Genomic DNA, 25043 nt, shown 5'->3' on the forward strand with positions numbered 1-25043 from the left:
CTTGGGGTGCAGCAGCTCTGCTGTGTCCTGTGTAGGGGAGTCGCCAAGTTGGTCAAGGCATCGGATTTTGATTCCGACATGCGAGGGTTCGAGTCCTTCCTCCCCTGCCAAATTTCTGTTTTTCGCTGAACCGGCTCTGCTTCAGCGAGCCACTGACACCAGAGGCTCCCAGTGCTGCTCAACACGGTTCTCTTCACCGGCAACGCGAACCCGGTCCTCTCTCAGGAAATTGCGACCCATCTCGGTCTCGAGCTGGGCAAGGCCGTGGTCGGCCGTTTCTCCGACGGTGAAGTCGCCGTCGAGATCCAGCAGAACGTCCGCGCCCGCGACGTCTTCGTCATCCAGCCCACCTGCGCGCCGACGAACGAGAACCTGATGGAGCTGCTGATCATGGCCGACGCCCTGAAGCGCTCCAGCGCTCGCCGCGTCACCGCCGTGATCCCCTACTTCGGCTATGCCCGCCAGGACCGCCGCCCGCGTTCCACCCGGGTGCCCATCTCGGCCAAGGTCGTCGCCAACCTGCTGGAAACCGTCGGCGTCGAGCGCGTGCTGACCATGGACCTGCACGCCGACCAGATCCAGGGCTTCTTCGACATCCCGGTCGACAACATCTACGCCTCGCCGGTGCTGCTGTCGGACCTGAAGAGCCGCAACTACCAGGACCTCGTCGTCGTGTCTCCCGACGTCGGCGGCGTGGTTCGCGCCCGCGCCCTGGCCAAGCAGCTGGGCTGCGACCTGGCCATCATCGACAAGCGCCGTCCGGCCGCCAACGTGTCCGAAGTGATGCACGTCATCGGCGAGATCGACGGCCGCAACTGCGTGATCATGGACGACATGATCGACACCGCCGGCACCCTCGTGAAGGCGGCCGAGGTGCTGAAGGCCCGCGGCGCCAAGAGCGTCTTTGCCTACTGCACCCACCCCATCCTGTCGGGCCCGGCCATCGAGCGCATCGCCGGTTCGCAGCTGGACGAAGTCGTCATCACCAACACCATTCCGCTGACCGACGCGGCCAAGGCCTGCAAGAAGATTCGCCAGCTGTCGGTGGCCTTCCTGTTTGCCGAGACCATCCGCCGTATTTCCGACGGCGAGTCGGTCACTTCCCTCTTCTCGGAACAAAACAACAATTTCTAGTCAGTCCGAGTAGGGTCCCTCCCGCAAGCGGGGCCCTCCCTTTTCTCCGAGCAGAACAACCTCTGATCGGAATACGTGGCTGTCGCAAGACGGCCTTTTCAAACGGCGCCTGGTCGCGGGTGCCGTTCTCTTTTGGAGAAAACCATGAAGTTTGTCGCTTTTGAGCGCAAGTTGCAGGGGACCGGAGCGAGCCGCCGCCTGCGAGTGGCCGGCAAGGTGCCGGGCATTGTTTTTGGCGCCGGTGAGCCCGTCATGATCGAACTCGATCACAACGCGCTGTTCCACGCCCTCAAGAAGGAAGCCTTCCACAGCTCGCTGCTGGACATGGAACTGGCCGGCGCCACCACGCAAGTGCTGCTGCGCGACTTCCAGATGCACCCCTACAAGCCGCAAGTCCTGCACTGCGACTTCCAGCGCGTGGACGGCACGACCAAGATCACCAAGAAGGTCCCGATCCACTACGTCGGCGAAGAGGCCTCCGTGGCCGTCAAGACCGACCACTGCACGGTCAACCACATCGTCACCGAGCTGCTGATCACCTGCCTGGCCAAGGAACTGCCCGAGTTCATCGAGGTGGACCTGTCCGGCCTGACCAAGGGTCACAGCCTGCACGTCAACGACATCAAGCTGCCCGCCGGCGTCAAGGTCGTCACCCACGGCAAGCCCAACCCCGTCCTGGCGACCCCGGTCGAGCCCAAGACCGAGGAAATCGTCGTTGCCGCCGCTCCGGCCGCCGACGACAAGAAGGGCAAGAAGGGCAAGAAGTAATTCTTGCTGGCTTCCAGCCAACATGAAGGGCTCCGCAAGGAGCCCTTTTTCATTGCGGCGGCAGCCGCCCACCCAAGTTCTTCAACAGCAGATTCGCCGCCACCAGCTGGCGGTTGCGCGAGGACAGCAGATTGCCTTCGGCCGACAGCGCCGAGGCCTGGGCGGCGCTGACGTTCAGGAAGCTCACGGTGCCGGCGCGGTACTGGGCCAGCACGATCTCGAGATTGCGGCCGGCCGCCTCGAAGGCATCGCGCTGCAGGGCAACGGCCGCGCCCGACTCGGCGAACTGCACCAGGTTGTCCTCGACCTCCTGGAAGGCCGTCAGCACGGCCTGCCGGTAATTGGCCGTGGCCACGTCGGCCGAGGCGCGGGCCTGGGCGGAGGCGAGCTTGCGCTGGCCGCCGTCGAAGATGGGCTGAGCCACGGCCGCGCCGATGCTCCACAGCAGATTGGGTGCCGAAATCAGGTTGGACCAGGATGAGCCGCGATAACCGGCGCTGGCCGACAGATCGATGGCAGGGAAGAAGGCCGCGTCGGCGATGCCGATCTGCGCATAGGCCGACGCCTGGCGGGCGCGTGCGGCGGCGATGTCGGGCCGCTGGGCCAGCAGGGTCGAAGGCACCAGGTCGGGCACCGGCGGCAGCTCGGGAAGGCGCGCATTGGGCAGCAGCTGGAACTGCCCTGCCAGCTTGCCGAGCTGGGTGGCGATGCTGTGCTCGAGCTGGGCGCGCTCGGCGCGCATGTCGCTGAGCTGCGACTGCGCGCTGCGCAACTGGGTGCGCGCCTGCAGCACATCGGTCTGGGCCACGACGCCGCTGGCGTAGCGCACCTCGGTCAGCTCCAGTGCGCGCTGGTTGGCCGCTACCGTGCGTTCCAGCAGGGCCTGCTGGGCCTCGGCCGTGCGCAGCGAAAAGTAGCTCTGCGTCAAGGTCGCCTGCGCCGACAGGCGCAGCGCGGCGAGGTCGGCCTCGCTGGCCCGGTAATTCGCGCCGGCCGCCTTGACGCCTTCGGCCAGGCGGCCCCACAGGTCGACTTCCCAGGCCGCGTTGGCGGTCAGCGCGTTGTTGGTCGACACCGTGCGCTGGCCATTGGCGTTCTCGACCGTGGCCGAACGGGTGCTGCTACCGCTGACCGTCAGTGTCGGGAAGATGGCCGAGCGACTGGCGCTCAGCACGGCGCGTGCCGACGTGACCTGGGCCAGCGCGGCGGCGATGTTCTGGTTGCCGACGACGAGGTCGGCCTGCAGGCTGTCCAGCACCGGGTCCTTGAACATCGTCCACCAGGCCTCGGGCACGGCGACCTCGGGCGCAACGCGCTGCCATTCGGCCGAGCCCTTGAAGGCCGCCGGCGGTGCCGGCTCGGTCGGCGCTTGCTTGGCCGTGATGGCGCAGCCGGCCAGGGCCAGGACGAGGGGAAGAAGAGCAGTCTTCAGCATGGCTTCAGGTCGCGGTCTGGAGGACAGGGGTCGGGCTGGGCTTGGGCTTCTTCTTGCGGCTCAGCCTGTCCATGCAGCAGAACACGACGGGCGTGGTGTAGAGGGTCAGCAGCTGGCTCAGCAGCAGGCCGCCGACGATGGAGATGCCCAGCGGCACGCGCAGCTCGGCGCCTTCGCCATGGCCCAGGGCCAGCGGCACGGCACCGAAGACGGCGGCCACCGTCGTCATCAGGATGGGCCGCAGCCTCAGCAGGGCGGCGCGGTAGATGGCCGCACCCGGCGACAGCCGGCTGCCGCGCTCGTCGGCGGCATGCTGGGCCGAGATGGCGAAGTCCAGCATCATGATGGCGTTCTTCTTGACGATGCCGATCAGCAGGATGACGCCGATCAGCGCAATGATGGTGAAGTCAGTCTTGAAGGCCATCAGCGCCAGCAGCGCACCGACACCGGCCGACGGCAGGGTCGACAGGATGGTGATCGGGTGGATGAGGCTCTCGTAGAGCATGCCCAGCACCAGATAGATGGTCACGATGGCCGCGAGGATGAGCAGGGGCTGGGACTTCAACGAAGCCTGGAAGGCCTGGGCCGTGCCCTGGAAGCTTCCCCGCACCGACACCGGCGCGCCGCTGCCGGCCACGGCGTCGTTGATGGCCGCGACGGCATCTGACAAGGACGCGTTCTCGGCCAGGTTGAAGCTGATGGTGCTGGCCGGCGTGCCGCTCTGGTGGTTGACCGACAGCGGCGTGTTGGTCACCTCGACGCGCGCCACCGCCGACATCGGCACCTGCTGGCCGCTGCTGCTGGTCAGCATCAGCCGGTCCAGGGTCTGCGGGCTTTGCAGCCAGGCCGGCGCCAGCTCCATGACGACGCGGTACTGGTTCAGCGGGTTGTAGATGACGCCGACCTGGCGCTGACCGAAGGCATTGTTCAGCGTGCTGTCGAAGGCGCTCATGGTGATGCCCAGACGCGCCAACGCGTCGCGGTCGACGACCAGCGAGGTCTGCGTGCCCTTGTCCTGCTGGTCGGTGTTGACGTCGGTGATCTCGGGCACCTCGGTCAGGGCGCGACGGATGCGCGGCTCCCAGTTGCGCAGGTCCTCCAGGCTGTCCGACTGCAGGGTGTACTGCAGCGAGGCATTGGCCTGGCGGCCACCGATGCGGATGTCCTGCACCGGCACCATGAAGAGGTTGGCGCCCGGCACCTTGGCCAGCTTGCCGCGCAGGCGGTTGATGACGGCGTCGATGCTCTCCTGGCGCTCCTTCTGGGGCTTGAGGCTGATGAACATGTTGGCGCTGTTGCGCTGGCCGCCGCCGGTGAAGCCGGTCACGTTGGCAATGGCCGGGTCGGCGCGAACGATGTCGCTGAAGGTGCGCAGCTTGAGCTGCATGGACTGGAAGGACGAGGCCTGGTCGGCCTGCACGCCACCGATCATCAACCCCGTGTCCTGCTGCGGAAAGAAGCCCTTGGGGATGGTCATGTAGAGGTGCACGTTCAGCGCGACCACGCCGGCCAGGGCCAGCAGCGCAAGAGGCTGGTGGCGCAGCGTCCAGCGCAGGCTGCGGCGATAGCCGCGCATCAGCCCGCGCTGCAGCCCGCCCAGCCAGCGGCCGAAGCGGCCCGGCTTCCTGGCCTCGGCATGCGGCTTGAGCAGGGTGGCGGCCATCATGGGCGTGGTGGTCAGGGACACCACCATGGACACCAGGATGGCCACCGACAGCACGACGGCGAACTCGCGGAACAGCCGCCCGACGATGCCGCCCATGGCCAGGATGGGGATGAAGACGGCGATCAGGCTCAGCGAGATGGAGACGACGGTGAAGCCGATCTCCCTGGCGCCCTTCAGCGCCGCCTCGCGCGGTGGCACGCCGCGCTCGATGTGGCGCGAGATGTTCTCGAGCACGACGATGGCGTCGTCGACGACGAAGCCGGTCGCCACCGTCATGGCCATCAGAGACAGGTTGTCGATGCTGTAGCCCAGCAGATACATGAAGCCGCAGGTGCCGGCCAGCGACACCGGCACGGCCACCGCCGGCAGCAAGGCCGCACGGAAGCGCCGCAGGAAGATGAAGACGACGACGATGACCAGGCCGAAGGAGATGGCCAGGGTGCGCTGCACCTCCTTGATGCTGGCGCGGATGGTGGACGTGCGGTCCATGACCACGTCGACGTTGATGGCCGGTGAGATGGAGGCGCGCAGTTGCGGCAGCAGGCCCCGCACCGTGTCGACGGTCTCGATGATGTTGGCGCTGGGCGCCTTGTTCAGGATCAGCAGCACCGCCGACTTGCCGTTGGCCAGGCCGTCGTTGCGCAGGTCCTGCACGCTGTCGTCGATCTGGGCCACGTCGCGCAGGTGCACGGCAGCGCCGTTCTTGTAGCTGAGCACCAGCGGCGCGTAGTCGGCGGCCGTGCGGGCCTGGTCGTTGGCGGAAATCTGCCAGGCGCGGTCACCCGCTTCCAGCTGGCCCTTGGGCCGGTTGGCATTGGTCGCGACGACGGCCGCCCTGACCTGGTCCAGCGAGATGCCCTGGGCCGACAGTTTGTTGGGGTCCAGCTCGATGCGCACCGCCGGCAGCGCGCCGCCGCCCACGCTGACCTGGCCGACGCCGTCGACCTGGGACAGGCGCTGCGCCAGCACCGTGGACGCGGCGTCGTACATCTGGCCGCGCGTCAGCGTGTCCGACGTCAGCGCCACGATCATGATGGGCGCGTCGGCGGGGTTGACCTTGCGATAGCTCGGGTTGCTGGGCATGCCCGTCGGCAGCAACGCACGCGAGGCGTTGATGCCGGCCTGCACATCACGGGCGGCGCTGTCGATGTCGCGGCTGAGGTCGAACTGCAGCGTCACGCGCGTGCTGCCCAGCGACGAGGACGAGGTGATCTCGGTGACGCCGGCGATGCTGCCCAGGGTACGCTCCAGCGGCGTGGCCACCGTGGCCGCCATGGTGTCGGGGCTGGCGCCGGGCAGCGAAGCGCTGACCGAGATGGTCGGGAACTCCACCTGCGGCAGTGGCGCAATCGGCAGCAGCAGATAGGCGATGGACCCGGCCAGCGCCAGGCCGCAGGTGATCAGCGCCGTGCCTATCGGTCGCTCGATGAAGACGCGCGACAGGTTCACGCAGCCTCCTGCCGGGCCGCCCCAAAGGAGGCTGAGCCCCCTCGGGGGGCAGCGAGCCACGCTCGCGTGGGGGCTGTCATACGGTCGCCTCCTCGGTCTTGGCGCGGCCACGCTTGAGGCGCGCAGCCAGCGCCGCAAAGCCGAGATAGATGACCGGCGTCGTGAACAGCGTCAGCAGCTGGCTGACGATGAGGCCGCCGACCATGACGACGCCCAGCGGATGGCGCAGTTCGCTGCCCACGCCGGTGCCGAGCATCAGCGGCAGCGCGCCCAGCAGGGCCGCCATCGTCGTCATCAGGATGGGACGGAAGCGCAGCAGGCAGGCCTCGTAGATCGCGTCACGCGGCTTCTTGCCGTGGTCGCGTTCAGCCTCCAGTGCGAAGTCGATCATCATGATCGCGTTCTTCTTCACGATGCCGATCAGCAGCACGATGCCGATGATGGCGATGATGCCGAGGTCGAGGCGAAAGGCCAGCAGGGCCAGCAGGGCGCCCAGGCCCGCCGACGGCAGCGTGGACAGGATGGTCAGCGGGTGGATGGTGCTCTCGTAGAGCACGCCCAGCACGATGTACATCGTCACGATGGCCGCGAGGATGAGCAGCAGCGTGCTCGTGAGGGACGCCTGAAAGGCCAGGGCGGCGCCCTCGAAGCGAGTCTCCACGCTCAGCGGCAGTTGCAGCGCATCGACCTCGCTGCGGATGGCCTTGACCGCCTCTCCCAGCGAAGCGCCAGGTGCGAGGTTGAAGGAGATGGTCGACGACGGGAACTGGGCCACATGGTTGACGGCCAGCGGCGCCAGGCGCTCGGCAAACTTCGCCACAGAGCTCAGCGGCACCTGCACGCCGCCGGTGCCGGGCACATAAAGGCCTTTCAAACCGTCCAGGCCCTGGCGGTACTCCGGCGCCACCTCCAGCACGACGCGGTACTGGTTGCTCTGGGTGAAGATGGTGGAGATCAGGCGCTGGCCGAAGGCGCTGTACAGCGCGCTGTCGATGGCCGCGACGCTGACGCCCAGCCGCCCGGCCGCATCGCGGTCGATGTCGACATAGGCCTGCAAGCCCTTCTCCTGCTGGTCGCTGGCAACGTCGGCGATCTGGTGCAGCTCGCGCAGGCGCTCCAGCACCGCAGCGGTGGAACGGCTCAGCTCGGCGGAGTCGGGCGAACTCAGCGTGAACTGGTACTGGGTCTTGGCGATGCGGTCCTCGATGGTCAGGTCCTGCACCGGCTGCAGATACAGCGCGATGCCGGGCTCCTCTGTCGCCGCGTCGGCGATGCGGCGCGCCACCTCGGCCGCGCTGGCATTGCGCAACTCCTTGGGTCTCAGCGAGATCTGCAGCCGACCCTGGTTCAGCGTCGTGTTGCCGCCGTCCACGCCGATGAAGGACGAGACCGTCTCCACGGCCGGATCCTTCAGCACCCGCTCGGCCAGGCGCTGCTGGTGCTCGGCCATGGCACTGAAGGAGGTGGATTGGGCCGCCTCGGTGATGCCCTGGATCTGGCCGGTGTCCTGCACCGGGAAGAAGCCCTTGGGCACCATCAGATAGAGCACGCCGGTCAGGCCCAGCGTGGCGATGAAGACGACCAGCGTCGCGGCTGAGCGGTCCAGCACCCAGTTCAGCATGCGGCCGTAGCCGGCGATGGTGTCGTCGAAGGCCTTGCCGACGGCACGCCACAGCTTGCCGTGGTCCTCGTCGTGCTCATGCTTGAGCAGGCGGGCACACATCATGGGCGTCAGCGTCAGCGACACGAAGGCCGAGATCAGGATGGACACGGCCAGCGTGATGGCGAACTCGTGGAAGAGGCGGCCCACCACGTCGCCCATGAAGAGCAGCGGGATCAGCACCGCGATCAGCGAGACCGTCAGCGAGATGATGGTGAAGCCGATCTGCTGCGAGCCTGTCAGGGCCGCGTCGTAGGCGCTGACGCCCTCGCCGCCCTCCTCCATGTGGCGGGCGATGTTCTCGATCATCACGATGGCGTCGTCGACGACGAAGCCCGTGGAGATGACCATGGCCATCAGCGTCAGGTTGTTGATCGAGAAGCCCGCCATGTACATGACGCCGAAGGTGCCCACGAGAGACACCGGCACGGCCACCGCCGGGATGAGGGTGGCGGGCAGGCTGCGCAGGAAGATGAAGATGACGCCGATGACGAGGACGATGGCGAACAGCAGCTCGTGCTGCACATCGGTCACGGAGGCGCGGATGGTGGTGGTGCGGTCGCTGAGCAGCTGCACGTCCAGCGAAGCCGGCAGGCTGGCCTGCAGCTGGGGCAGCACGGCGCGCACGCGGTCCACGGTGTCGATGACGTTGGCGCCGGGCTGGCGCTGCACATTCAGGATGACGGCCGACACCGAGGACTTGCCGGCCTGACCGGCCCAGGCCGCCAGGCGCAGGTTCTCGGCATCGTCCACCAGCTGGGCCACATCCTTGAGGCGCACCGGGTTGCCGTTCTTGTAGGCGATGACGAGGTTGGCGTACTCGCTGGCGTTCTTCAGCTGGTCGTTGGCGTCCAGCGTGGAGGCACGCAGCGGGCCGTCGAAGCTGCCCTTGGACTGGTTGACATTGGCCGCCGAGATGGCGGTGCGCACATCGTCGATGGACAGCCCGAGCGAAGCCAGCGCGCCCGGGTTGGCCTGGATGCGCACGGCCGGCCGCCGCCCGCCCGCGATGCCGACGAGGCCGACACCGGGCACCTGCGAGATCTTCTGCGCCAGGCGGCTTTCGACCAGGTCGTGCACGCGCGTGATCGGCAGCGTCGACGAGCTGATGGCGATGGTCAGCACCGGCGCATCGGCCGGGTTGACCTTGCTGTAGACCGGCGGCATGGGCAGGTCGCTGGGCAGCAGGTTGCTGCCGGCGTTGATGGCCGCCTGCACCTCCTGCTCGGCCACGTCCAGGGCCAGGCTGAGCTCGAAGCGCAGCGTGATGACGGAGGCGCCGCCCGAGCTGGTGGACGACATCTGCGCCAGGCCCGGCATCTGGCCGAACTGGCGCTCCAGCGGCGCGGTGACCGAGGACGTCATCACGTCCGGGCTGGCGCCGGGGTAGAGGGTCGTGACCTGGATGGTCGGGTAGTCGACCTCGGGCAGGGCCGAGACCGGCAGCAACCGGTAGGCCAGGGCGCCGGCCAGCACGATGGCCAGCATCAGCAGCGAGGTCGCGACCGGCCGCGCGATGAAAAGGCGGGACGGGTTCATGTGCCCGACCTCACTGGGATGGCGCCGACGCGCGGTGCTCCTGCAGCCAGGCGCGACGGTCCTCGGGGCTCATGGCCCTGAGCTTCTCGACCATCTCGGGCGGCACGCGGCTCTCCCAGCGCGGACGGTCGCCGTCGCCGGCAGCACTCGCCGCCGCGGCCCCGCTTGCTGCACCACCCGGCGCGCTGGCTGCGCCGGCGCCCCGGCGCCCCCGCCCGCCACCCGCGCCCGAAGCCGCGCCGGCCGGTGCCTTGATGACCTCGGCCTTGCCGCCGTCGCGCAGGCGGTCGGCGCCGTCGATGACGACCTGGTCACCCGGCTTGAGCTCGCCCTGCACCGCGGTCGAGTCGCCGTCCGTCGCCAGCACCTGCGCCTTGCGCAGGGCCACCTGGCCGTCGGCCACCACATAGACGTAGGTGCCCGGCGCACCGCGCTGCACGGCGGCCGTCGGCACGACGATGGCATCGCTCAGCGTGCCCAGTTGCAGACGCACATTGACGAACTGGTTGGGGAAGAGGCCGCCGTCCTTGTTGTCGAACAGGGCCTTGACCTTGATGGTGCCGGTCGTGGCGTCGATGGCGTTGTCGGTGCTGGCCACGCGGCCCTCGGCGAGCTTGTTGCGGCGCTCGCGGTCCCAGGCTTGCACGGCGAGCGGCTGCTTGTCGGCAAGTTGCTGGCGGATGCGGGCCAGGCGCGCGTCGGGCACGGCAAAGACGACGGCAGCCGGCTGGGTCTGGGCGATGGTCAGCAGGCCGTTGGCGTCGCCGGGCGTCACGTTGTTGCCCAGGTCGGCCTGCTTCAGGCCCGCCTGGCCGGTGATGGGCGCAGTGACGCGGGTGTAGGAGAGCTGCAGCTTCGCGTTGTCCACGGCGGCCTTGTCGGACAGCAGCGTGGCTTCCAGCTGGCGCACCAAGGCCTGCTGGGTGTCCAGCTGCTGGCGCGGCGCGGCGTCCTTGGCCACCAGGTCCTTGTAGCGGGCCAGGTCGGCGCGTGCGTTCTCGAGCTGGGCCTGGTCACGGGCCAGCGCGGCCAGGGCCTGGTCGCGCGCGATCTCGTAGGGTTTGGGGTCGATCAAAGCCACCACCTGGCCGGCCTTCACCGGCTGGCCTTCGTGGAAGTAGATGGCCTTGAGCTCGCCGCTGACCTTGGCACGCACGACGGCGGTGTTGGCCGAGGCGATGCTGCCGATGGCGTCGATGACGATGGGCATGTCGCGCTTGAGCACCGCGGCAACGGTGACGGGCTGCGGCCCGCTGCGGCCAAAGCGGCCACCCGCGGGCCGGCCCGGGGCCGCGCCCGATGCTGCTGAAGCCGCACCCGCCGGTCCTTCGGCACCTTCACCGCCCCGGCCTTTCCACCACCAGCCCGCTGCCGCCACGGCAATGACGGCCACCACAACCCAGATCCAGGTCTTGTTGCTGCCCTTGGAATCCTTGTTCTGCATTCGGTCCACTCCTGGTTGCAGCCAGTGTCCCGGCCGAATGTAGCTGGAGCATTGCTGACCCTCAAAGCTACGATCACGTTCATGATCAAGCTGATGGTGGGCCTGGGCAATCCCGGTGCCGAGTACGAAGACACGCGCCACAACGCCGGTTTCTGGTGGATCGACGGCCTCGCCCGCGGCCTCAAGGTCAGTCTGCAACCCGACAAGGCCTATCACGGGCTGGTGGCCCGCGTGAACCACGCCCCGGGCGCCAGCGGTCCGGTCTGGCTGCTGGAGCCCATGACCTATATGAACGTCTCGGGCAAGTCGGTGGCGGCGCTGGCGCGCTTCTTCAAGATCGCGCCGGAAGAGATCCTGGCCATCCACGACGAGCTGGACCTGGCACCCGGCGAGATGAAGTTCAAGAAGGGCGGCGGCGACGGCGGCCACAACGGCCTGAGGGATATGCGGGCCCAGCTGGGCAGCGGCGACTTCTGGCGGCTGCGCCTGGGCATCGGCCACCCGGGCCACAAGGCCGAGGTGGCCAACTATGTGCTGCGCAAGCCGCCGCTGGCCGAGCGCCAGGCGGTGGAGGACTGCATCGAGAAGAGCTATGGCGCCGTCGAGCTGATGCTGAGCGGCCAGATGGACAAGGCCCTGGCCAAAATTCACGCCAAACCACCACGTCCCAAGCCCCCCAAACCCGAGCCGCCGGTACAAACTCCAGTTCCATGAAGCCCCTGCTGCTGGTCCTGGCCCTCGCTGCCCTGCCCGTCCTGGCGCAGACCCAGACTCGCAGCGCCCAGGTGTTCCGCTGTGGTCCCGAGGGCCGCGACCTGCGCGACTCGCCCTGCCCCGGCGGCGGCGCGGCCAGCAGCGTCGACTTCGATCAGCCCAGCACGGCCGACAGCAAGGCCGCCCGCGATCGCCACATGAGCGACGCCAAGCTGGCCGCGGCCCTGGCCCAGGCGCGCCGCGCCAGCGAGGCCGAGGCCCGCCACCAGCGCGCCCAGTCCCTGGGCCTGCAGGCGCCGCCCCCGCCACCGCCCGCCAGCACGCCCCAGGTCGTGCAGCCGAAGCCGCCCAAGACGGCCAAGCCACACAAGCCCTCGGCTGCCGCCAGCCACCCTCGATAGAATGCCCGCCGTTGGTGCTCGCGCCCGTCTCCATGGCGGCCGCAGTTCAACGGGAATCAGGAGGGCAAACCGCCACGCGGCGCGCCTAACCTGAGCTGTCCCCGCAACGGTAAGCGGACGAGGCCCTCGTGGCCCACTGTTCGACCGACAAGCCACTGGTGCGTGCACCGGGAAGGCGTCGAACGGAAGTCTGCCAGCCCGGATACCGGCCAACGACGGGGTTGCCGCCATGCGGCAGCCGTTTTTCAGCCTTGCTGCGGGGGTCAGTACGGCTGGGTGTTCGTTCGCGTCTCAACCATGTCTTACTCCCTCCTCGCGGCCCGTCGGTCGCTGCTCGCCCTGGCCGTGCTGGCCCTGGCTTCGTCCGCCCACGCCCAGAACAAGCTCGATACCGTCGTCACCACGGCCACGCGCACACCCCAGCGCCTGTCCGAAGTGCTGGCCGACCTGACCGTCATCACTCGCGCCGACATCGAGCGCCAGGCCGCTTCCAGCGTGGCCGACCTGCTGCGCAACAACGGCTGCGCCGAGATGGTGCGCAACGGCGGTGCCGCCTCGACGACCTCCCTCTTCCTGCGCGGCGCCGACACGCGCCACACCCTGGTGCTGGTCGACGGCGTGCGCATGGACTCGCAGTCCACCGGCGGCGCCAGCTGGCAGGGCATTCCGGTCGCCCAGGTCGAGCGCGTCGAAGTGCTGAAGGGCCCGGCCAGCGCCATCTACGGCTCCGACGCCGTCGGCGGCGTGGTGCAGATCTTCACGCGCAAGGGTGGTGGCAAGGTCAGCGCCGACTTCGGCGTCGGCATCGGCACCCAGGGCACGATGAAGGCCGACGGCGGCCTGTTCGGCAGCCAAGGCATCATCGACTTCGCCTTCACGGGCGCCATCGAGGAGAGCGACGGCTTCAACTCGACCATCGACTATCCGGGCTCCTTCAGCTATGTCCCCGACCGCGACGGTTGGCACAAATACCAGGGCACGGTCCGTGTCGGCGCCCAGCTGAGCGAAGCCCATCGCGCCGAAGTCGTCGTCATCAAGAACCACATCAACGCGCAGTACGACGCCTCCAAGTCCAAGCCGCTGGTGGACGACCGCAGCGTGCAGGACACCGACGCCACCCGCCTGGCCTGGACGGCCCAGTGGACGCCGGCCCTGCAGACCCAGCTGAGCTATGGCGAGTCGCGCGACCGCTACGAGACCAACCCCTCGCCCTATCTGACGGTCACCAAGGTCAAGAACCTGGCGCTGACCGGCTCGTATCTGCTGGGCCAGGGCCAGCAGCTCAACTTCCAGGGCGAGCGCATCGAAGACCAGCTGGAAAACAGCGGCCTGGTCACCGCCGGCGTCGGCAAGCGCCATCGCAATGCCATCGGCGCGGGCTATCTGCTCAACGCCGGTGCCTTCAGCCTGCAGGCCCATGCCCGCCATGACGACGACAGCCAGTTCGGCAGCGTCGACACCGGCACCCTGCTGGCCGGCTACGAGATCGTCAGCGGCCTGCGCGTCGTCGGCTCGGTCGGCAATGCCTTCCGCGCGCCGACGCTTTACCAGCAAGGCACGGTCTACGGCCCCGACCTCAGCAAGCCGGGTGTCAAGCCGCTGGAAGCCGAGCGCGGACGCAATGTCGAGCTGGGCCTGAAGTACGGCCTCGGCGACACCGAACTGACCGCCACCGCCTACCGCAACCGCGTCAGCAACCTCATCATCTTCGGCGCCGCCGGTAGCTGCCAGAGCCAGTTCGGCTGCTACCAGAACGTGTCGGCGGCCCGCCTGCGCGGCGTGACCCTGGCCGGCAACACCAAGGCCGGCCCGGTCAGCCTGCGCGCGACCATGGACTTCCAGAAGCCCACCGACGCCAGCACAGGCCTGCTGCTGGCCCGCCGCGCCAAGCGCCTGGCCACGCTGGGCGCCGACACCGAGCTGGGCGACTGGGTGCTGGGCAGCAGCGTGCAGGCCTCGGGCGCACGCTGGGACAACGCCGCCAACACGCGCAAGCTCGGCGGCTATGGCCTCGTCAACTTCAACGCGCAGTACAAGATCCGCAAGGACCTCAAGCTGCAGCTGAACCTGGACAACGCCTTCGACCGCGAGACGTCGACGGCCTATGGCTATGCTTCGGCACCACGCACGGCACTGATCACCCTGCGCTGGTCACCGCAGCTTTAAGCTGTTAGTGATGAGCGCACACCAACTCATCATCGGCGGCCAGCGCAGCGGCAAGTCCCGCCAAGCCGAAAGGCTGGCCCTGCGCTGGCCGGGCCGTGTCGTCGTCATCGCGACGGCGCTGGCGGCCGACGACGAGATGCGTGCGCGCATCGCCCATCACCGTGCAACAAGGCCGGCGGGCTTCGAGACGATCGAAGCCCCGCTGCACTTGAGCGCTGCCCTGCAACAGGCCGACGATGCCAACTCCCTGGTCGTCGTCGACTGCCTGACGCTGTGGCTGGTGAACTGGCTGATGCCGATGGACGGCGCGCCCGATCAGGCCGGCTGGCAAGCCGAGCGCGGTGCACTGCTGGAGCTGCTGCCGCGGCTGAAGTCGCGCGTGGTGTTCGTTTCCAACGAGGTCGGCTGGGGCGTGTCGCCGCTGGGCCGCGAGGTGCGCGGCTACATCGACGAACTCGGCCGCCTCAACCAGGACGTGGCGCGCCGCTGCGGCCAACTGACACTGATGGTCGCGGGCCAGGCCTGGACGCGGCCCGTCGAGGATGAAGCCGATGCTTAGATTGCTGCTTGCTTTCCTGCTGCTCGCCGCTGCCCTGCCCGCGGGCGCCGTCGAGATCAAGGACGACCTCGGCCAGGTCACGCAGATCCCGGCGCCGCCGCAGCGCATCATCAGCCTGCTGCCTTCGCTGACCGAGACCGTCTGCGAACTCGGCGCCTGCGCCAGGCTGGTCGGCGTCGACCGCTATTCCAACTTCCCCGCGCAGGTGAACGCCCTCCCGAAGGTCGGCGGCATGGAGGACACCAATGTCGAGCTGATCGCCTCCCTGAAGCCCGATGTGGTGCTGGTGGCCGTGTCCTCGCGCGTCTCCGAGCGGCTGCGGGCCCTGGGCATGAAGGTCATCGCCCTGGAGCCGCGTTCCTACAAGGACGTGCAGCGCGTGCTGAACATCATCGGCCAGGTGCTGGGCGTGGCCGACGCGCAGCGCGTCTGGCGCCATATCGAGGCCGGCGTCGCTGCGGCGGCCAGCAGCGTGCCGGCCCAGGCGCGCGGCGTGAAGGTGTACTACGAAGTGGCCAGCGGCCTCTACGCGGCCGGCGAATCGTCCTTCATGGGCGAGACCCTGACCAGGCTCGGCGCCGGCAACATCATTCCGGCGTCCCTCGGCCCCTTCCCCAAGATCAGCCCCGAGTTCGTCGTCAAGGCCAACCCGGCCCTGATCATGATCGGCACGCGCGGCTCCGAGGGCCTGACCCAGCGCCCCGGCTGGGACCGCATCAACGCCATCCAGCGCGGCCGCATCTGCATCTTCAAGCCCGAGGAGGGCGACATCCTCGCCCGCCCGGGCCCGCGCATGGCCGAAGCCGCGCAGATCATGGCCCGCTGCCTGCGCGAGAAAGCCGCTTCGTGATGAGCCTGCGCCCCGGCCTGCTGCTGACGCTGCTGCTCGTCGTCGGTGCGGCCAGCGTGTTGGCCGGCGTGGCCATCGGCAGCACCGGCTGGGCCGACCTCGGCGACGACAGCATGGGCATCATCCTGTGGGAGATCCGCCTGCCACGGTCGCTGGGCGCCTGGCTGGCCGGCGCGTTGCTGGGCATGGCCGGCGCGATGTCGCAAGGTCTGTTCCGCAATCCGCTGGCCGATCCCTATCTGCTAGGCAGCGCCTCGGGTGCGGGCCTGGCCGTCGCCATCGCGCTGGCGCTGACGGGCATCTCGCCGCAGACCTCGTCGCTGCTGGCCCATGTCGGCCTGACCGGCATCGCCTTCGTCGGCACGCTGGTGGGCGTCGGCCTGACGCTGATCCTGGCGCGCGGCGTCGAGCAGACCTTGCGCCTGCTGCTGGCCGGTGTCGTCGTCGGTGTCGTGCTGAATGCGCTGACGGGCCTGGCCACGCTGTGGGCGCCCGACATCCTGCGCGCCATGCAGGCCTTCCTGCTCGGCAACACCGGTCTGCTGGGCTGGAGCAGCGTCACGGTGATGACGGCCTGCGGCGTCGTGGCCTTGGTCATCGGCCTGCTGGCCAGCCCGGCCCTGGACGCGCTGACCCTGGGCGAGGCCACGGCCGCGTCGCTGGGCATGCGCATGGGCCTGATGCGGCTGCTGCTGATCTTCGCCTTCGCACTGGCCACCGGCGCCGCGGTCGCCCAGACCGGCATCGTCGCCTTTGTCGGCCTGGTTGCGCCCCACCTAGTGCGCAGCCTCTGCCCCATGCTGCATGGCCGGCTGATCCTGATGTCGGCGGCGGCGGGCGGGGCGCTGCTGCTGATCGCCGACGTGGTGGCGCGAGGCTTGATGCGTCCGCAGGAATTGCCGGTCGGCCTCGTCACCGCGCTGCTCGGCGGCATCTATCTCCTGATCCTGATGCACCGCCGCGGAGCCCCCAAGCGATGAGCACGGCCCTGCACGCCCGCATCGAACGCGTCCGCATCGACGGCCGCGACCTCATCCATGACATCGACCTGGCCGTTGTCCAGGGCCGCTGGACCGCCATCGTCGGCCCCAACGGCGCCGGCAAGTCGACACTGCTGCGCGCCGTCGCCGGCCTGCAGCGCTGCGAAGGCGCGGTGCAACTTGCCGGCAAGCCGCTCAACGACTGGCCCAGCCGCGAACGTGCCCGCCAGCTCGCCTGGATGGGCCAGCAGGAGAACGGTGCCGACGACCTGATGGCCCACGACGTCGTCATGCTCGGCCGCCTGCCCCACCGTCCCTGGCTGGCACCGCCCACCGCCGCCGACCACACCGCCGTTCAAGCCGCCATGGAGGCCACGCAGAGCTGGGCCTGGCGCGAGCGCCGCCTGGGCTCGCTGTCGGGTGGCGAGCGCCAGCGCGTGCTGCTGGCCCGCGCCCTGGCCGTCAACGCGCCGCTGACGCTGATGGACGAGCCTCTCGCCCACCTCGACCCGCCCCACCAGGCCGAATGGATGGCCCTGGTGCGGGCCCGCGTCGCGGCCGGCCACAGCATCGTCAGCGTGCTGCACGAGCTGCATCTCGCCCTGCAGGCCGACCACCTCGTGCTGATGGCCGACGGCCGCATCGTGCACGTCGGTGCCCCCGGCGATGCCGCCACCCACGAAGCGCTGAAGCGCGTCTTCGGTCCCCGCCTGCACATCGCCCAGATCGAAGGACGCTGGGTCGCCCTGCCCCTATGACCATCTCCTGCGCCGCCCTCTTCATCAGCGCCCCGTCCTCGGGTTCGGGCAAGACCTGCGTCACCGCGGCCATCGCCCGCTCCAATGCCCGCCGCGGCAAGCGCGTGCGCGTGTTCAAGACCGGGCCGGACTTCCTCGACCCCAGCATCCTCGAGCGCGCCAGCGGTCGGCCGGTCTACCAGCTCGACCTCTTCATGGGCGGCTTCGCCCATTGCCAGGCCCTGCTGGCCGAGGCCGCGCGCGAGGCCGACCTCATCCTCGTCGAAGGCGTCATGGGCCTGTTCGACGGCAACCCCAGCAGCGCCGACCTGGCGGCCGCCTTCGGCCTGCCCATCGTCTGCGTCATCGACGCCTCGGCCATGGCCCAGACCTTCGCGGCCCTGGCCACGGGCTTGGCGCGCTTCCGGCCCGAGCTGCACCACTGCGGCGTCATCGCCAACCGCATCGGCAGCCCGACCCACGGCCGCATGCTCAGCGAAGGCCTGCCGGATGACCTGCCGCTGATCGCCGCCTTGCCCCGCGAGCCCAAGCTCATCCTTCCCGAGCGCCACCTCGGCCTCGTGCAGGCCTTGGAGCAGCCCGAGCTGGATGCCCAGCTCGACGCCTGGGCCGATGCCTGGGAAGCCGGGCTGCGGCCCGGCCTGGACTTCAGGGCGCAGTCCTTCGAAGCCGCGGCCGAACCGCCGCTGCCGAAGTCGCTGCTGGGTCGACGCATCGCCATTGCCCGCGATGCGGCCTTCGGCTTCATCTATCCGGCCAATGTCGACCTGCTGCGCGAACTGGGTGCGGAACTGGCCTTCTTCTCGCCGCTGCGCCACGAGAACCTGCCCCGCTGCGACGCACTGTGGCTGCCCGGCGGCTATCCCGAGCTGCATGCCGAGGCGCTTGGCAGGCATCCCACTCTGACAGAATCCCTAACTCACCATATCAACGCAGCAAAGCCGCTGCTGGCCGAATGTGGCGGCATGCTGGCCCTGCTCGACGAGCTGACCGATGCGGCGGGCGAACCCCACCGCATGGCGGGTGTCATGCCGGGTCGCGCCCATGTTCAACACCGCCTCGCGGCCCTGGGCCTGCAGGCCATCGCCTGGCCCGAGGGCCCGCTGCGCGGCCACAGCTATCACTACTCCACGCTGCAGACACCGCTGGCGCCGATCGCGCGGGCGAGCAACCCCAACGGCGGCAAGACCGCCGAGGCCCTCTACCAGCAGGGTTCGCTGCGCGCGAGCTATGTGCACCACTACTTCCCGTCCAACCCGGAGGCCATCGCGGCCTTCTTCGCCGGCTGAACGCAGATGGAAATCGAGAAACCTCCCGTCGACCGCGAGCGAGTGATTCCGAGTGGCGAACGCCGCGGCCTGGTCATCGTCCACACCGGCGACGGCAAAGGCAAGAGCACGGCCGCATTCGGTCTCGCGCTGCGGGCTCACGGCCGCGGCAAGCTGGTGCGCATCTACCAGTTCATGAAGGTCCCCAGCGCCCGCTTCGGCGAGCACCGCGTCTTCGAGCAGCTGGGCGTGCCCATCGAGGGCCTGGGTGACGGCTTCTCGTGGAAGAGCAAGGACCTGGAGCATTCCGCCGAGCTGGCCCGCGAAGGCTGGGCGCGTGCCGAGTCGGTCATCCGCTCGGGCGATCACTTCCTCATCGTGCTGGACGAGATCATGTACCCGCTGCGCTATGGCTGGCTGGCGCTGGACACGGTGCTGGCCTGCCTGCGCGAGCGCCCGCCGCATGTGCACGTCGTGCTGACCGGCCGTGGCGCGCCCGCCGAGCTCATCGAGCTGGCCGACACGGTCACCGAGATGACCATGATCAAGCACCACTACAAGGCCGGCGTGCCGGCTCAGCGGGGCATCGAGGATTGATGGACAGCGCCCTCATCATCTGCACCACCTGCGCCGACGGCCAGGGCCAGGCCCTGCTGGAGGCCGTCGAGAACGAGGCCCTGGCGCGCGACTGGCCACTGCCCGTCCGCGGCCAGGCCTGCATGGCCGCCTGCAAGCAGAGCTGCACGGCGGCGCTTCAGGGCGCCGGCAAGCACAGCTATCTGTTCGGGCAGCTCGCGCCCGACGCAGCCAGCGTCGACGCGTTGCTGGCCGTGGCGGCCCAGCATGCCGAGGCCGGTGACGGCCTGCTGGCCTGGGACCGCCGGCCGGACCGACTCAAGGGCAGCCTGGTGGCCCGACTGCCGCCGCTGGGTTCATGAACCTGCTGCTGCCGCTGGCCATGGCCGTGGCCCTGGGGGTGGATTGCCTCGGCGAGCCGCCCGCCTGGATGCACCCCGTCGTCGGCATGGGCCGCTATCTCGGCCTCTTCAAGCTGACGAAGCTGCCGGCGGCCCTGGGCTTCGTCGCCGGTGCCCTGGCCTGGCTGCTGGGTGCGGCCCTGGTGGCCTTCATCGCGCTGTGGCTGGAAAGCTGGGTGCTGATGCTGCTCAAGCCCTGGACCTCACTGCCGGGCCTCGTCGGCGCGGCCGTCTTGATCGGCTTGCTGCTGAAGCCCCTGCTCGCCTGGCGCATGCTGGCCGACGAGGCCCTGGCCGTCGAGGCCGCACTGGGCGAATCGCTGGCGGCCGGCCGCGCGCGCCTGTCCCGCCTCGTCAGCCGCGACACCGTGGCCCTGAGCGAGACCGAGGTGCGCGAGGCCGCCATCGAGACCCTGGCCGAGAACCTCAACGACTCGGTCGTTGCGCCGCTGTTCTGGTTCGCCATCGCCGGCCTTCCGGGCGCGGCCGTCTACCGCTTCGCCAACACGGCCGATGCGATGTGGGGCTACCGCGACGAACGCGAATGGTGCGGCAAGTGGGCGGCACGGGCGGACGACGTGCTGTCGTGGATCCCCGCGCGGCTGACGGCCCTGCTGCTGATGCCGCCGTCCTTCGGCCGGCTGCCGCGCGAAGCCCGACGCACACCCTCGCCCAACAGCGGCTGGCCGATGGCCGCGATGGCCTTGCGCCTGGACCTGCGGCTGGCCAAACCGGGGGTCTACACGCTGAATGCCGACGGCCGGTCGCCAGCGTCCGACGACCTGCACGCGGCGCGCGCGGTGGCATGGCAAGCTGTGGTCATAGCAACCGCCCTGATTGCCCTGCTCGCCTGGGCGCTGAGGTCATGAGCACTCCCCTGCTGCCCGAACACGGCGGCCCGGACGACGGGCCGCCGCCCGCCTTCGATTTCTCCACCAACGCAAGCCCGCTGGCCCCCCCGCCCTCGTTGCTCAGCGCGGTGCAGGCGGCAGACCGACGCCAGTACCCTGACCCGGGCTACCGTGAGCTGCGCCGTCGCCTGGGCGGCGAGGACCTGGTGCTGCCCACGGCCGGTGGTGCCGAGGGTATACGCCGGCTGACGCTGGCGGCCCTGCTCGCCGGCCGCCGCGAGGTGTGGGTGCCGCAGCCCGGCTTTGGCGACTACGCCCTCGCCGCGCAGGCCCTCGGCCTGGTCGTGAAGCCCTATGCCCAGCCCGCCGACATCCAGCCGATGGCGCCGGCCTTGGTCTGGATCTGCGAGCCCTGCAACCCCGCCGCGACCAGCCAGTCCGCATGGCCCGCCCTGGACGGCCATCTTGTCGCCGTGGACCGCGCCTACGAGCCGCTGCGGCTGCAGGGCGAAGCACCCGCGCTGCCGACCGGGGCCTGGCAACTCGTCTGCCCCAACAAGGCCCTGGGCCTGACCGGCGTGCGGGCCGGCTATCTCGTGGCTCCTGCCGCCGACGAGGTGTGGGCCCACGCGCTGTCGCTGGCGCCCAGCTGGGTGCTGTCGGCCGAGGGCGTGGCCATGCTGATGCACTGGCCCAGCGACGACACGCAAGCCTGGCTGGTGGACGCACGCCGGCAACTGCGCGAATGGGCGGCACAGCAGCGTGCGCTGCTGGCCGATCTCGACTGGCTGCAACGCCCGAGCTGCACCAACTTCTGGCTGGCCCGACCACCGCGCGCCGACATGGCGCCGCGGCTGCGCGAACGCGGCATCCGCGTGCGCGACGCGACCTCCTTCGGCCTGCCCGGCTGGGTGCGCGTGTCGACCCAGCCACCAGCCGCCCAGCAGGCCCTGCAACAGGCCCTGCTTGAAATCGAAAGCGAAGATGCATGAGCAGTAAGGCAGTCATGGTGCTCGGCACGACGAGCGGTGCGGGCAAGAGCTGGCTGGCCACGGCCCTGTGCCGCTGGTATGCGCGCCAGGGTTTGAAGGTCGCGCCCTTCAAGGCCCAGAACATGAGCAACAACGCGCGCGTCGTGCCCGGCCTGAACGGCCTGATGGGCGAGATCGGCAGCGCCCAGTACTTCCAGGCCCTGGCCGCCAACCGCGTGCCCGAGGTGCGCATGAACCCCGTGCTGCTCAAGCCCGAGGCCGACACGCAAAGCCAGGTCGTCGTGCTCGGCGAGGTCCAGCCCGGCATGGCCAGCATTCCCTGGCGTGAGCGCAGTGCCCTGCTCAAACCCCGCGCCCGCGCGGCCCTGCACGAGCTGATGCGCGAGAACGATGTCGTCGTCATCGAAGGCGCCGGCTCGCCGGCCGAGATCAACCTGGCGCCCAGCGACTACGTCAATCTCGGCACGGCACGCGATGCCAGGGCCGCCTGCCTGCTCGTCACCGACATCGACCGCGGCGGCGCCTTCGCCCATCTTTACGGCACCCACCAGCTGATGCCCGAGGACGTGCGCGGCCAGGTCAAGGGCTTTGTGCTGAACCGCTTTCGCGGCGACGCCGGCCTGCTGGCCCCGGGGCCCGAGCAGCTCGAGCACCTGACCGGCGTCCCCACCATCGCCACGCTGCCGATGTGGCGCGGCCATGGCCTGCCCGAGGAGGACGGCGTGTTCGATGATGCCACCACCGGTCACGCGGGCAGCGGCCTGCGCATCGCCGTCGTCGCCTACCCGCGCATCTCCAACCTCGACGAGTTCCAGCCGCTGCGCCAGCTGGCCGGCGTGCGCCTGTCCTGGGCCCGCGAGCCCAAGGACTTGGGCGGCGTGGACTGGATCATCCTGCCCGGTTCCAAGTCCACCGCGGCCGACCTGGCCTGGCTGCGTGCCCAGAAGCTGGACCTGGCCATCAACGCCCATCGCGGCCGCGTGCTCGGCATCTGCGGCGGCCTGCAGATGCTGGGCGAGGCCCTCATCGACACCCACGGCGTGGACGGCAATGCGCCGGGCCTGGGCCTGCTGCCCCTGGTCACCGCCTTCGAACGCGAAAAGCTGCTGCGCAGCACCGAGTTCTGCTTTTCCAGCTCGCTGGACGGTGGCTGGCAGGCCCTGGCCGGCCTGAGGGCCAGCGGCTACGAGATCCGCCATGGCCGCACCAAGCCCCATGCCGGCCTGCCGGCGCCGGAGGTGGCCTTGCGCAATGCGGCCGGCGAGGCGGTGGGTTGGCAGTCGGGCCAGGTGCTGGGCGTCTATGCCCACGGCCTGTTCGAGCAGCCGGCCGTGCTGAAGGCCTTGTTCGGCACGCCGGGCCGGTCGCTGGATGCGGTGTTCAACGGCCTGGCAGACTTCATCGACCTGCACTTCCAGCCGGGGCGGCTGGCAGGGCTGATAGCCTAGCGCTTCACCAGCTCCACGCGCCGGTTCTTGGCCCGGCCTTCCTCGCTGCGGTCGTCGGCAATCGGCTTCTCGGCGCCGAAGCCGGCGGCACTGAGCCGCGCGGCCGGGATGCCGCCACCCACCACGGCATTCATCACGCTCTTGGCGCGCTGCTCCGACAGGGTCTTGTTCGCCGCGGCCGCGCCGACGTTGTCGGTATGGCCCTCGACGGCGATCTTCAGCGTCGGCGCCGCCTTCAGCATGGCGACGATCTCGCGCACCGTGGCCTGGCCGTCGGCCTTGAGGTCGGCCTTGTTGGTGTCGAAGTTGATGTAGAGGGCGATGAAGCCGTTCTTGTTGATCTCGTCGAGCATCTTGTTGGCCGTGACCACCTGCTGCATGGCCGCCACCTCGACGACCGTGAGCCTGTAGCTCTGCGTCGGCGCGCTGAAGATACCGGGCTCCACCAGCACCCACACCTCCTTGCCGCCGGCGTTCACGTGCAGCGTCGTCTCGCCGCCATCGCCGTCCTTGGGCAGGCGCTCGTAGACCACCTCGCCGCCAATGCCCTTGATGGCGTTCTGGTAGTTGCGGATCAACTGCAGGGCGCTCGGCTGTTTGTCGACATCGCCGTGGAAGTAGAGGATGTCGGTCATGTCGCCCTCGATGCGCTTGCGCACCGGGTTGCCATCGGCGCCGCGGGCCACGGCGAAGTCCGCGCCGTTGAAGTTCTTGGCGTATTCGACGATGTGGGAATTCGGGTAGCGCGTCAGCAGCGGGTGGTCCTTGCTGCGCGCCACGTCGGCCGGCACGGCCCAGGCGAGGTTCAGGCACAAGAGGAACGAGAAGCCGACGAGGCGGGCAAGCTGCAGTCTCATGAGACGGTCTCCTGACTCGGGGGAGGTGGCCGGGTTGATGCTAACCGGCGGGTCACGGAGGCGCTCGTCCGAACAGGCAAGATTGCGGGTTTGACCGACCGAGATCCTGCCGATGCGCCGCCTGCTTGCCACGCTGCTGACTGCCCTGCCCTTCGTTGCCCATGCCTGGGGATCGGACGGCCACCAGACCGTCGCCACGATCGCCGCCGGCCTGATCAAGGGCAGCCCCGCCGAGGCGCGGGTTGCGCAGCTGCTGGGCGACATGTCCCTGCAGCAAGCCGCCATCTGGGCCGACTGTGCCAAGGGCATCTCGCCCAGCCAGGGCTACACCTATCCGTCGCCGGGCAAGTTCCCGGCTTGCGCTCAATTGGAGACGCCGGCGCGCATCGCCGAGATGGCCGACTATGTGCGCCGCAATGACCGCCAGTGCACGATCGGCCTGGACGAGGACAGCTGCCACAAGCAGATGCACTACGCCGACATCGCCGTGCAGCGCAGCCGCTATCTGCTGGGCTTTGCCGGCACGCGGCCGGACGACGTGGTGGGGGCGCTGCGCGCTTCCATCCTCGCGCTGCAGGGCCGCGCCTCGCCTGGCCAGCCCAGCTTCAGGAGCCCGCGCGAGGCGCTGCTGATCCTCGTGCATCTGGTGGGCGACCTCCACCAGCCCCTGCATGTCGGCAGCCTCTATCTCGACGCCCAGGGCAATCGCGTCGACCCCGACAAGACCGGCCTGGACGTCGCGAGCTTCACGGTAGGCGGCAACAGCATCAACCTCGTGCCCGTGCCGACGACCGGCGCGAAGAACTTCCATGCCTATTGGGACAACGTGGCTGAAGATCTCCGGCCCCGGCATGTGGACGCCGACTGGCTGGCCGAGGCGCGTCGCGTGCTCGCCGATGCCGGCACGCCGCCGGAATGGCCGGCGCGCTGGGCCAGCCAGTCGCTCGAACAGGCGCACGTGGCCTTGCAAGGCCTGACGTTCTCGCCCAAGCACGGCTCGCAATGGGGGGTGACGCTGCCGCCTGACTACGAGGCCCGCTCGGACGCGATCAAGCGCCAGCAATTGACGCTCGCCGGCGCCCGGCTGGCCCAGATCCTGAAGACAGCCTTGCCGTAGCGTCAACAGA

Annotated in this window: 21 protein-coding genes, 1 tRNA gene and 1 riboswitch; of the genes, 17 read left to right on the plus strand and 5 right to left on the minus strand. The window is 69.3% G+C overall.

The annotated features are described in order from the left end of the window. Positions 1 to 33: 33 nt before the first annotated feature. The 3 genes from AC3WOE_RS11680 to AC3WOE_RS11690 all read left to right on the plus strand — a co-directional run bounded on the left by AC3WOE_RS11680 (position 34) and on the right by AC3WOE_RS11690 (position 1902). A tRNA-Gln gene (locus AC3WOE_RS11680) sits at positions 34 to 110 on the plus strand. Positions 111 to 171: 61 nt separating this feature from the next. Then, a complete protein-coding gene (locus tag AC3WOE_RS11685) occupies positions 172 to 1134 on the plus strand; it encodes a ribose-phosphate pyrophosphokinase (RefSeq protein ID WP_439467809.1) in 963 nt (320 codons plus the stop codon). A 144-nt stretch (positions 1135 to 1278) separates the two neighbouring features. Beyond that, positions 1279 to 1902 (plus strand): 50S ribosomal protein L25/general stress protein Ctc, encoded by a 624-nt coding sequence (locus tag AC3WOE_RS11690; RefSeq protein WP_492690600.1) that lies wholly within the window; start codon positions 1279 to 1281, stop codon positions 1900 to 1902. A gap of 49 nt (positions 1903 to 1951) precedes the next feature. On the opposite strand, the gene AC3WOE_RS11695 is transcribed toward AC3WOE_RS11690, so the two are convergent. The 4 genes from AC3WOE_RS11695 to AC3WOE_RS11710 form a co-directional block, all read right to left on the minus strand. Beyond that, positions 1952 to 3337, minus strand: coding sequence for an efflux transporter outer membrane subunit (locus tag AC3WOE_RS11695; RefSeq protein ID WP_492690601.1), 1386 nt, complete (start codon positions 3335 to 3337; stop codon positions 1952 to 1954). A 4-nt stretch (positions 3338 to 3341) separates the two neighbouring features. Further along, positions 3342 to 6452: a multidrug efflux RND transporter permease subunit gene (locus AC3WOE_RS11700; protein WP_492690602.1), complete on the minus strand. Its 3111-nt coding sequence runs from the start codon at positions 6450 to 6452 to the stop codon at positions 3342 to 3344. A 76-nt stretch (positions 6453 to 6528) separates the two neighbouring features. After that, entirely contained in the window at positions 6529 to 9651 is a 3123-nt protein-coding gene (locus AC3WOE_RS11705; RefSeq protein ID WP_492690603.1) for an MdtB/MuxB family multidrug efflux RND transporter permease subunit, read from the minus strand. A gap of 10 nt (positions 9652 to 9661) precedes the next feature. Beyond that, a complete protein-coding gene (locus AC3WOE_RS11710; protein ID WP_492690604.1) occupies positions 9662 to 11095 on the minus strand; it encodes an MdtA/MuxA family multidrug efflux RND transporter periplasmic adaptor subunit in 1434 nt (477 codons plus the stop codon). 81 nt (positions 11096 to 11176) lie between these two features. On the opposite strand from AC3WOE_RS11710, the gene pth reads away from it, so the two are divergent. The 13 genes from pth to AC3WOE_RS11775 all read left to right on the plus strand — a co-directional run bounded on the left by pth (position 11177) and on the right by AC3WOE_RS11775 (position 23059). After that, positions 11177 to 11809, plus strand: a complete 633-nt coding sequence (gene pth / locus AC3WOE_RS11715) for an aminoacyl-tRNA hydrolase (protein ID WP_492690605.1) — start codon at positions 11177 to 11179, stop codon at positions 11807 to 11809. Next, a complete protein-coding gene (locus tag AC3WOE_RS11720; protein ID WP_492690606.1) occupies positions 11806 to 12210 on the plus strand; it encodes a hypothetical protein in 405 nt (134 codons plus the stop codon). The genes pth and AC3WOE_RS11720 overlap by 4 nt, the downstream gene beginning before the upstream one ends. Then, positions 12206 to 12438: riboswitch (cobalamin riboswitch) on the plus strand. Its footprint overlaps the gene before it by 5 nt. A gap of 69 nt (positions 12439 to 12507) precedes the next feature. Continuing rightward, on the plus strand, positions 12508 to 14376 hold the full coding sequence (locus AC3WOE_RS11725; RefSeq protein ID WP_492690607.1) for a TonB-dependent receptor domain-containing protein: 1869 nt from the start codon (positions 12508 to 12510) through the stop codon (positions 14374 to 14376). 10 nt (positions 14377 to 14386) lie between these two features. Continuing rightward, complete coding sequence (gene cobU, locus AC3WOE_RS11730; protein WP_492690608.1) at positions 14387 to 14935, plus strand: bifunctional adenosylcobinamide kinase/adenosylcobinamide-phosphate guanylyltransferase; 549 nt, start codon at positions 14387 to 14389, stop codon at positions 14933 to 14935. Beyond that, the gene (locus tag AC3WOE_RS11735) at positions 14928 to 15785 is read left to right on the plus strand and encodes an ABC transporter substrate-binding protein (protein ID WP_492690609.1); all 858 of its coding nucleotides are present in this window, start codon (positions 14928 to 14930) and stop codon (positions 15783 to 15785) included. Before cobU ends, AC3WOE_RS11735 begins: the two co-directional genes overlap by 8 nt. After that, positions 15785 to 16765, plus strand: coding sequence for a FecCD family ABC transporter permease (locus tag AC3WOE_RS11740; protein WP_492690610.1), 981 nt, complete (start codon positions 15785 to 15787; stop codon positions 16763 to 16765). The genes AC3WOE_RS11735 and AC3WOE_RS11740 overlap by 1 nt, the downstream gene beginning before the upstream one ends. After that, positions 16762 to 17523, plus strand: coding sequence for an ABC transporter ATP-binding protein (locus AC3WOE_RS11745; RefSeq protein WP_492690611.1), 762 nt, complete (start codon positions 16762 to 16764; stop codon positions 17521 to 17523). The genes AC3WOE_RS11740 and AC3WOE_RS11745 overlap by 4 nt, the downstream gene beginning before the upstream one ends. Continuing rightward, entirely contained in the window at positions 17520 to 18812 is a 1293-nt protein-coding gene (locus AC3WOE_RS11750; protein WP_492690612.1) for a cobyrinic acid a,c-diamide synthase CobB, read from the plus strand. Before AC3WOE_RS11745 ends, AC3WOE_RS11750 begins: the two co-directional genes overlap by 4 nt. Before the next feature lie 6 nt (positions 18813 to 18818). Beyond that, positions 18819 to 19388 carry a cob(I)yrinic acid a,c-diamide adenosyltransferase gene (gene cobO / locus AC3WOE_RS11755; protein WP_492690613.1) on the plus strand — a complete coding sequence of 190 codons (570 nt, stop codon included), beginning with the start codon at positions 18819 to 18821 and terminating at the stop codon, positions 19386 to 19388. Continuing rightward, complete coding sequence (locus AC3WOE_RS11760; RefSeq protein WP_492690614.1) at positions 19388 to 19729, plus strand: DUF1636 family protein; 342 nt, start codon at positions 19388 to 19390, stop codon at positions 19727 to 19729. The genes cobO and AC3WOE_RS11760 overlap by 1 nt, the downstream gene beginning before the upstream one ends. Next, complete coding sequence (gene cbiB, locus AC3WOE_RS11765; protein WP_492690616.1) at positions 19726 to 20637, plus strand: adenosylcobinamide-phosphate synthase CbiB; 912 nt, start codon at positions 19726 to 19728, stop codon at positions 20635 to 20637. Before AC3WOE_RS11760 ends, cbiB begins: the two co-directional genes overlap by 4 nt. Beyond that, on the plus strand, positions 20634 to 21611 hold the full coding sequence (locus AC3WOE_RS11770; RefSeq protein WP_492690617.1) for an aminotransferase class I/II-fold pyridoxal phosphate-dependent enzyme: 978 nt from the start codon (positions 20634 to 20636) through the stop codon (positions 21609 to 21611). The genes cbiB and AC3WOE_RS11770 overlap by 4 nt, the downstream gene beginning before the upstream one ends. Then, positions 21608 to 23059 carry a cobyric acid synthase gene (locus AC3WOE_RS11775; RefSeq protein ID WP_492690618.1) on the plus strand — a complete coding sequence of 484 codons (1452 nt, stop codon included), beginning with the start codon at positions 21608 to 21610 and terminating at the stop codon, positions 23057 to 23059. Before AC3WOE_RS11770 ends, AC3WOE_RS11775 begins: the two co-directional genes overlap by 4 nt. Here AC3WOE_RS11775 and AC3WOE_RS11780 read toward each other — a convergent pair. Beyond that, positions 23056 to 23916: an OmpA family protein gene (locus tag AC3WOE_RS11780; protein WP_492690620.1), complete on the minus strand. Its 861-nt coding sequence runs from the start codon at positions 23914 to 23916 to the stop codon at positions 23056 to 23058. The genes AC3WOE_RS11775 and AC3WOE_RS11780 overlap by 4 nt on opposite strands. A 112-nt stretch (positions 23917 to 24028) precedes the next feature. Between AC3WOE_RS11780 and AC3WOE_RS11785 the strand changes: the two genes are divergently transcribed. Then, positions 24029 to 25033 (plus strand): S1/P1 nuclease, encoded by a 1005-nt coding sequence (locus AC3WOE_RS11785; RefSeq protein ID WP_492690621.1) that lies wholly within the window; start codon positions 24029 to 24031, stop codon positions 25031 to 25033. Positions 25034 to 25043: the final 10 nt, after the last annotated feature.

This window comes from Roseateles sp. FW305-36, from assembly GCF_058787015.1.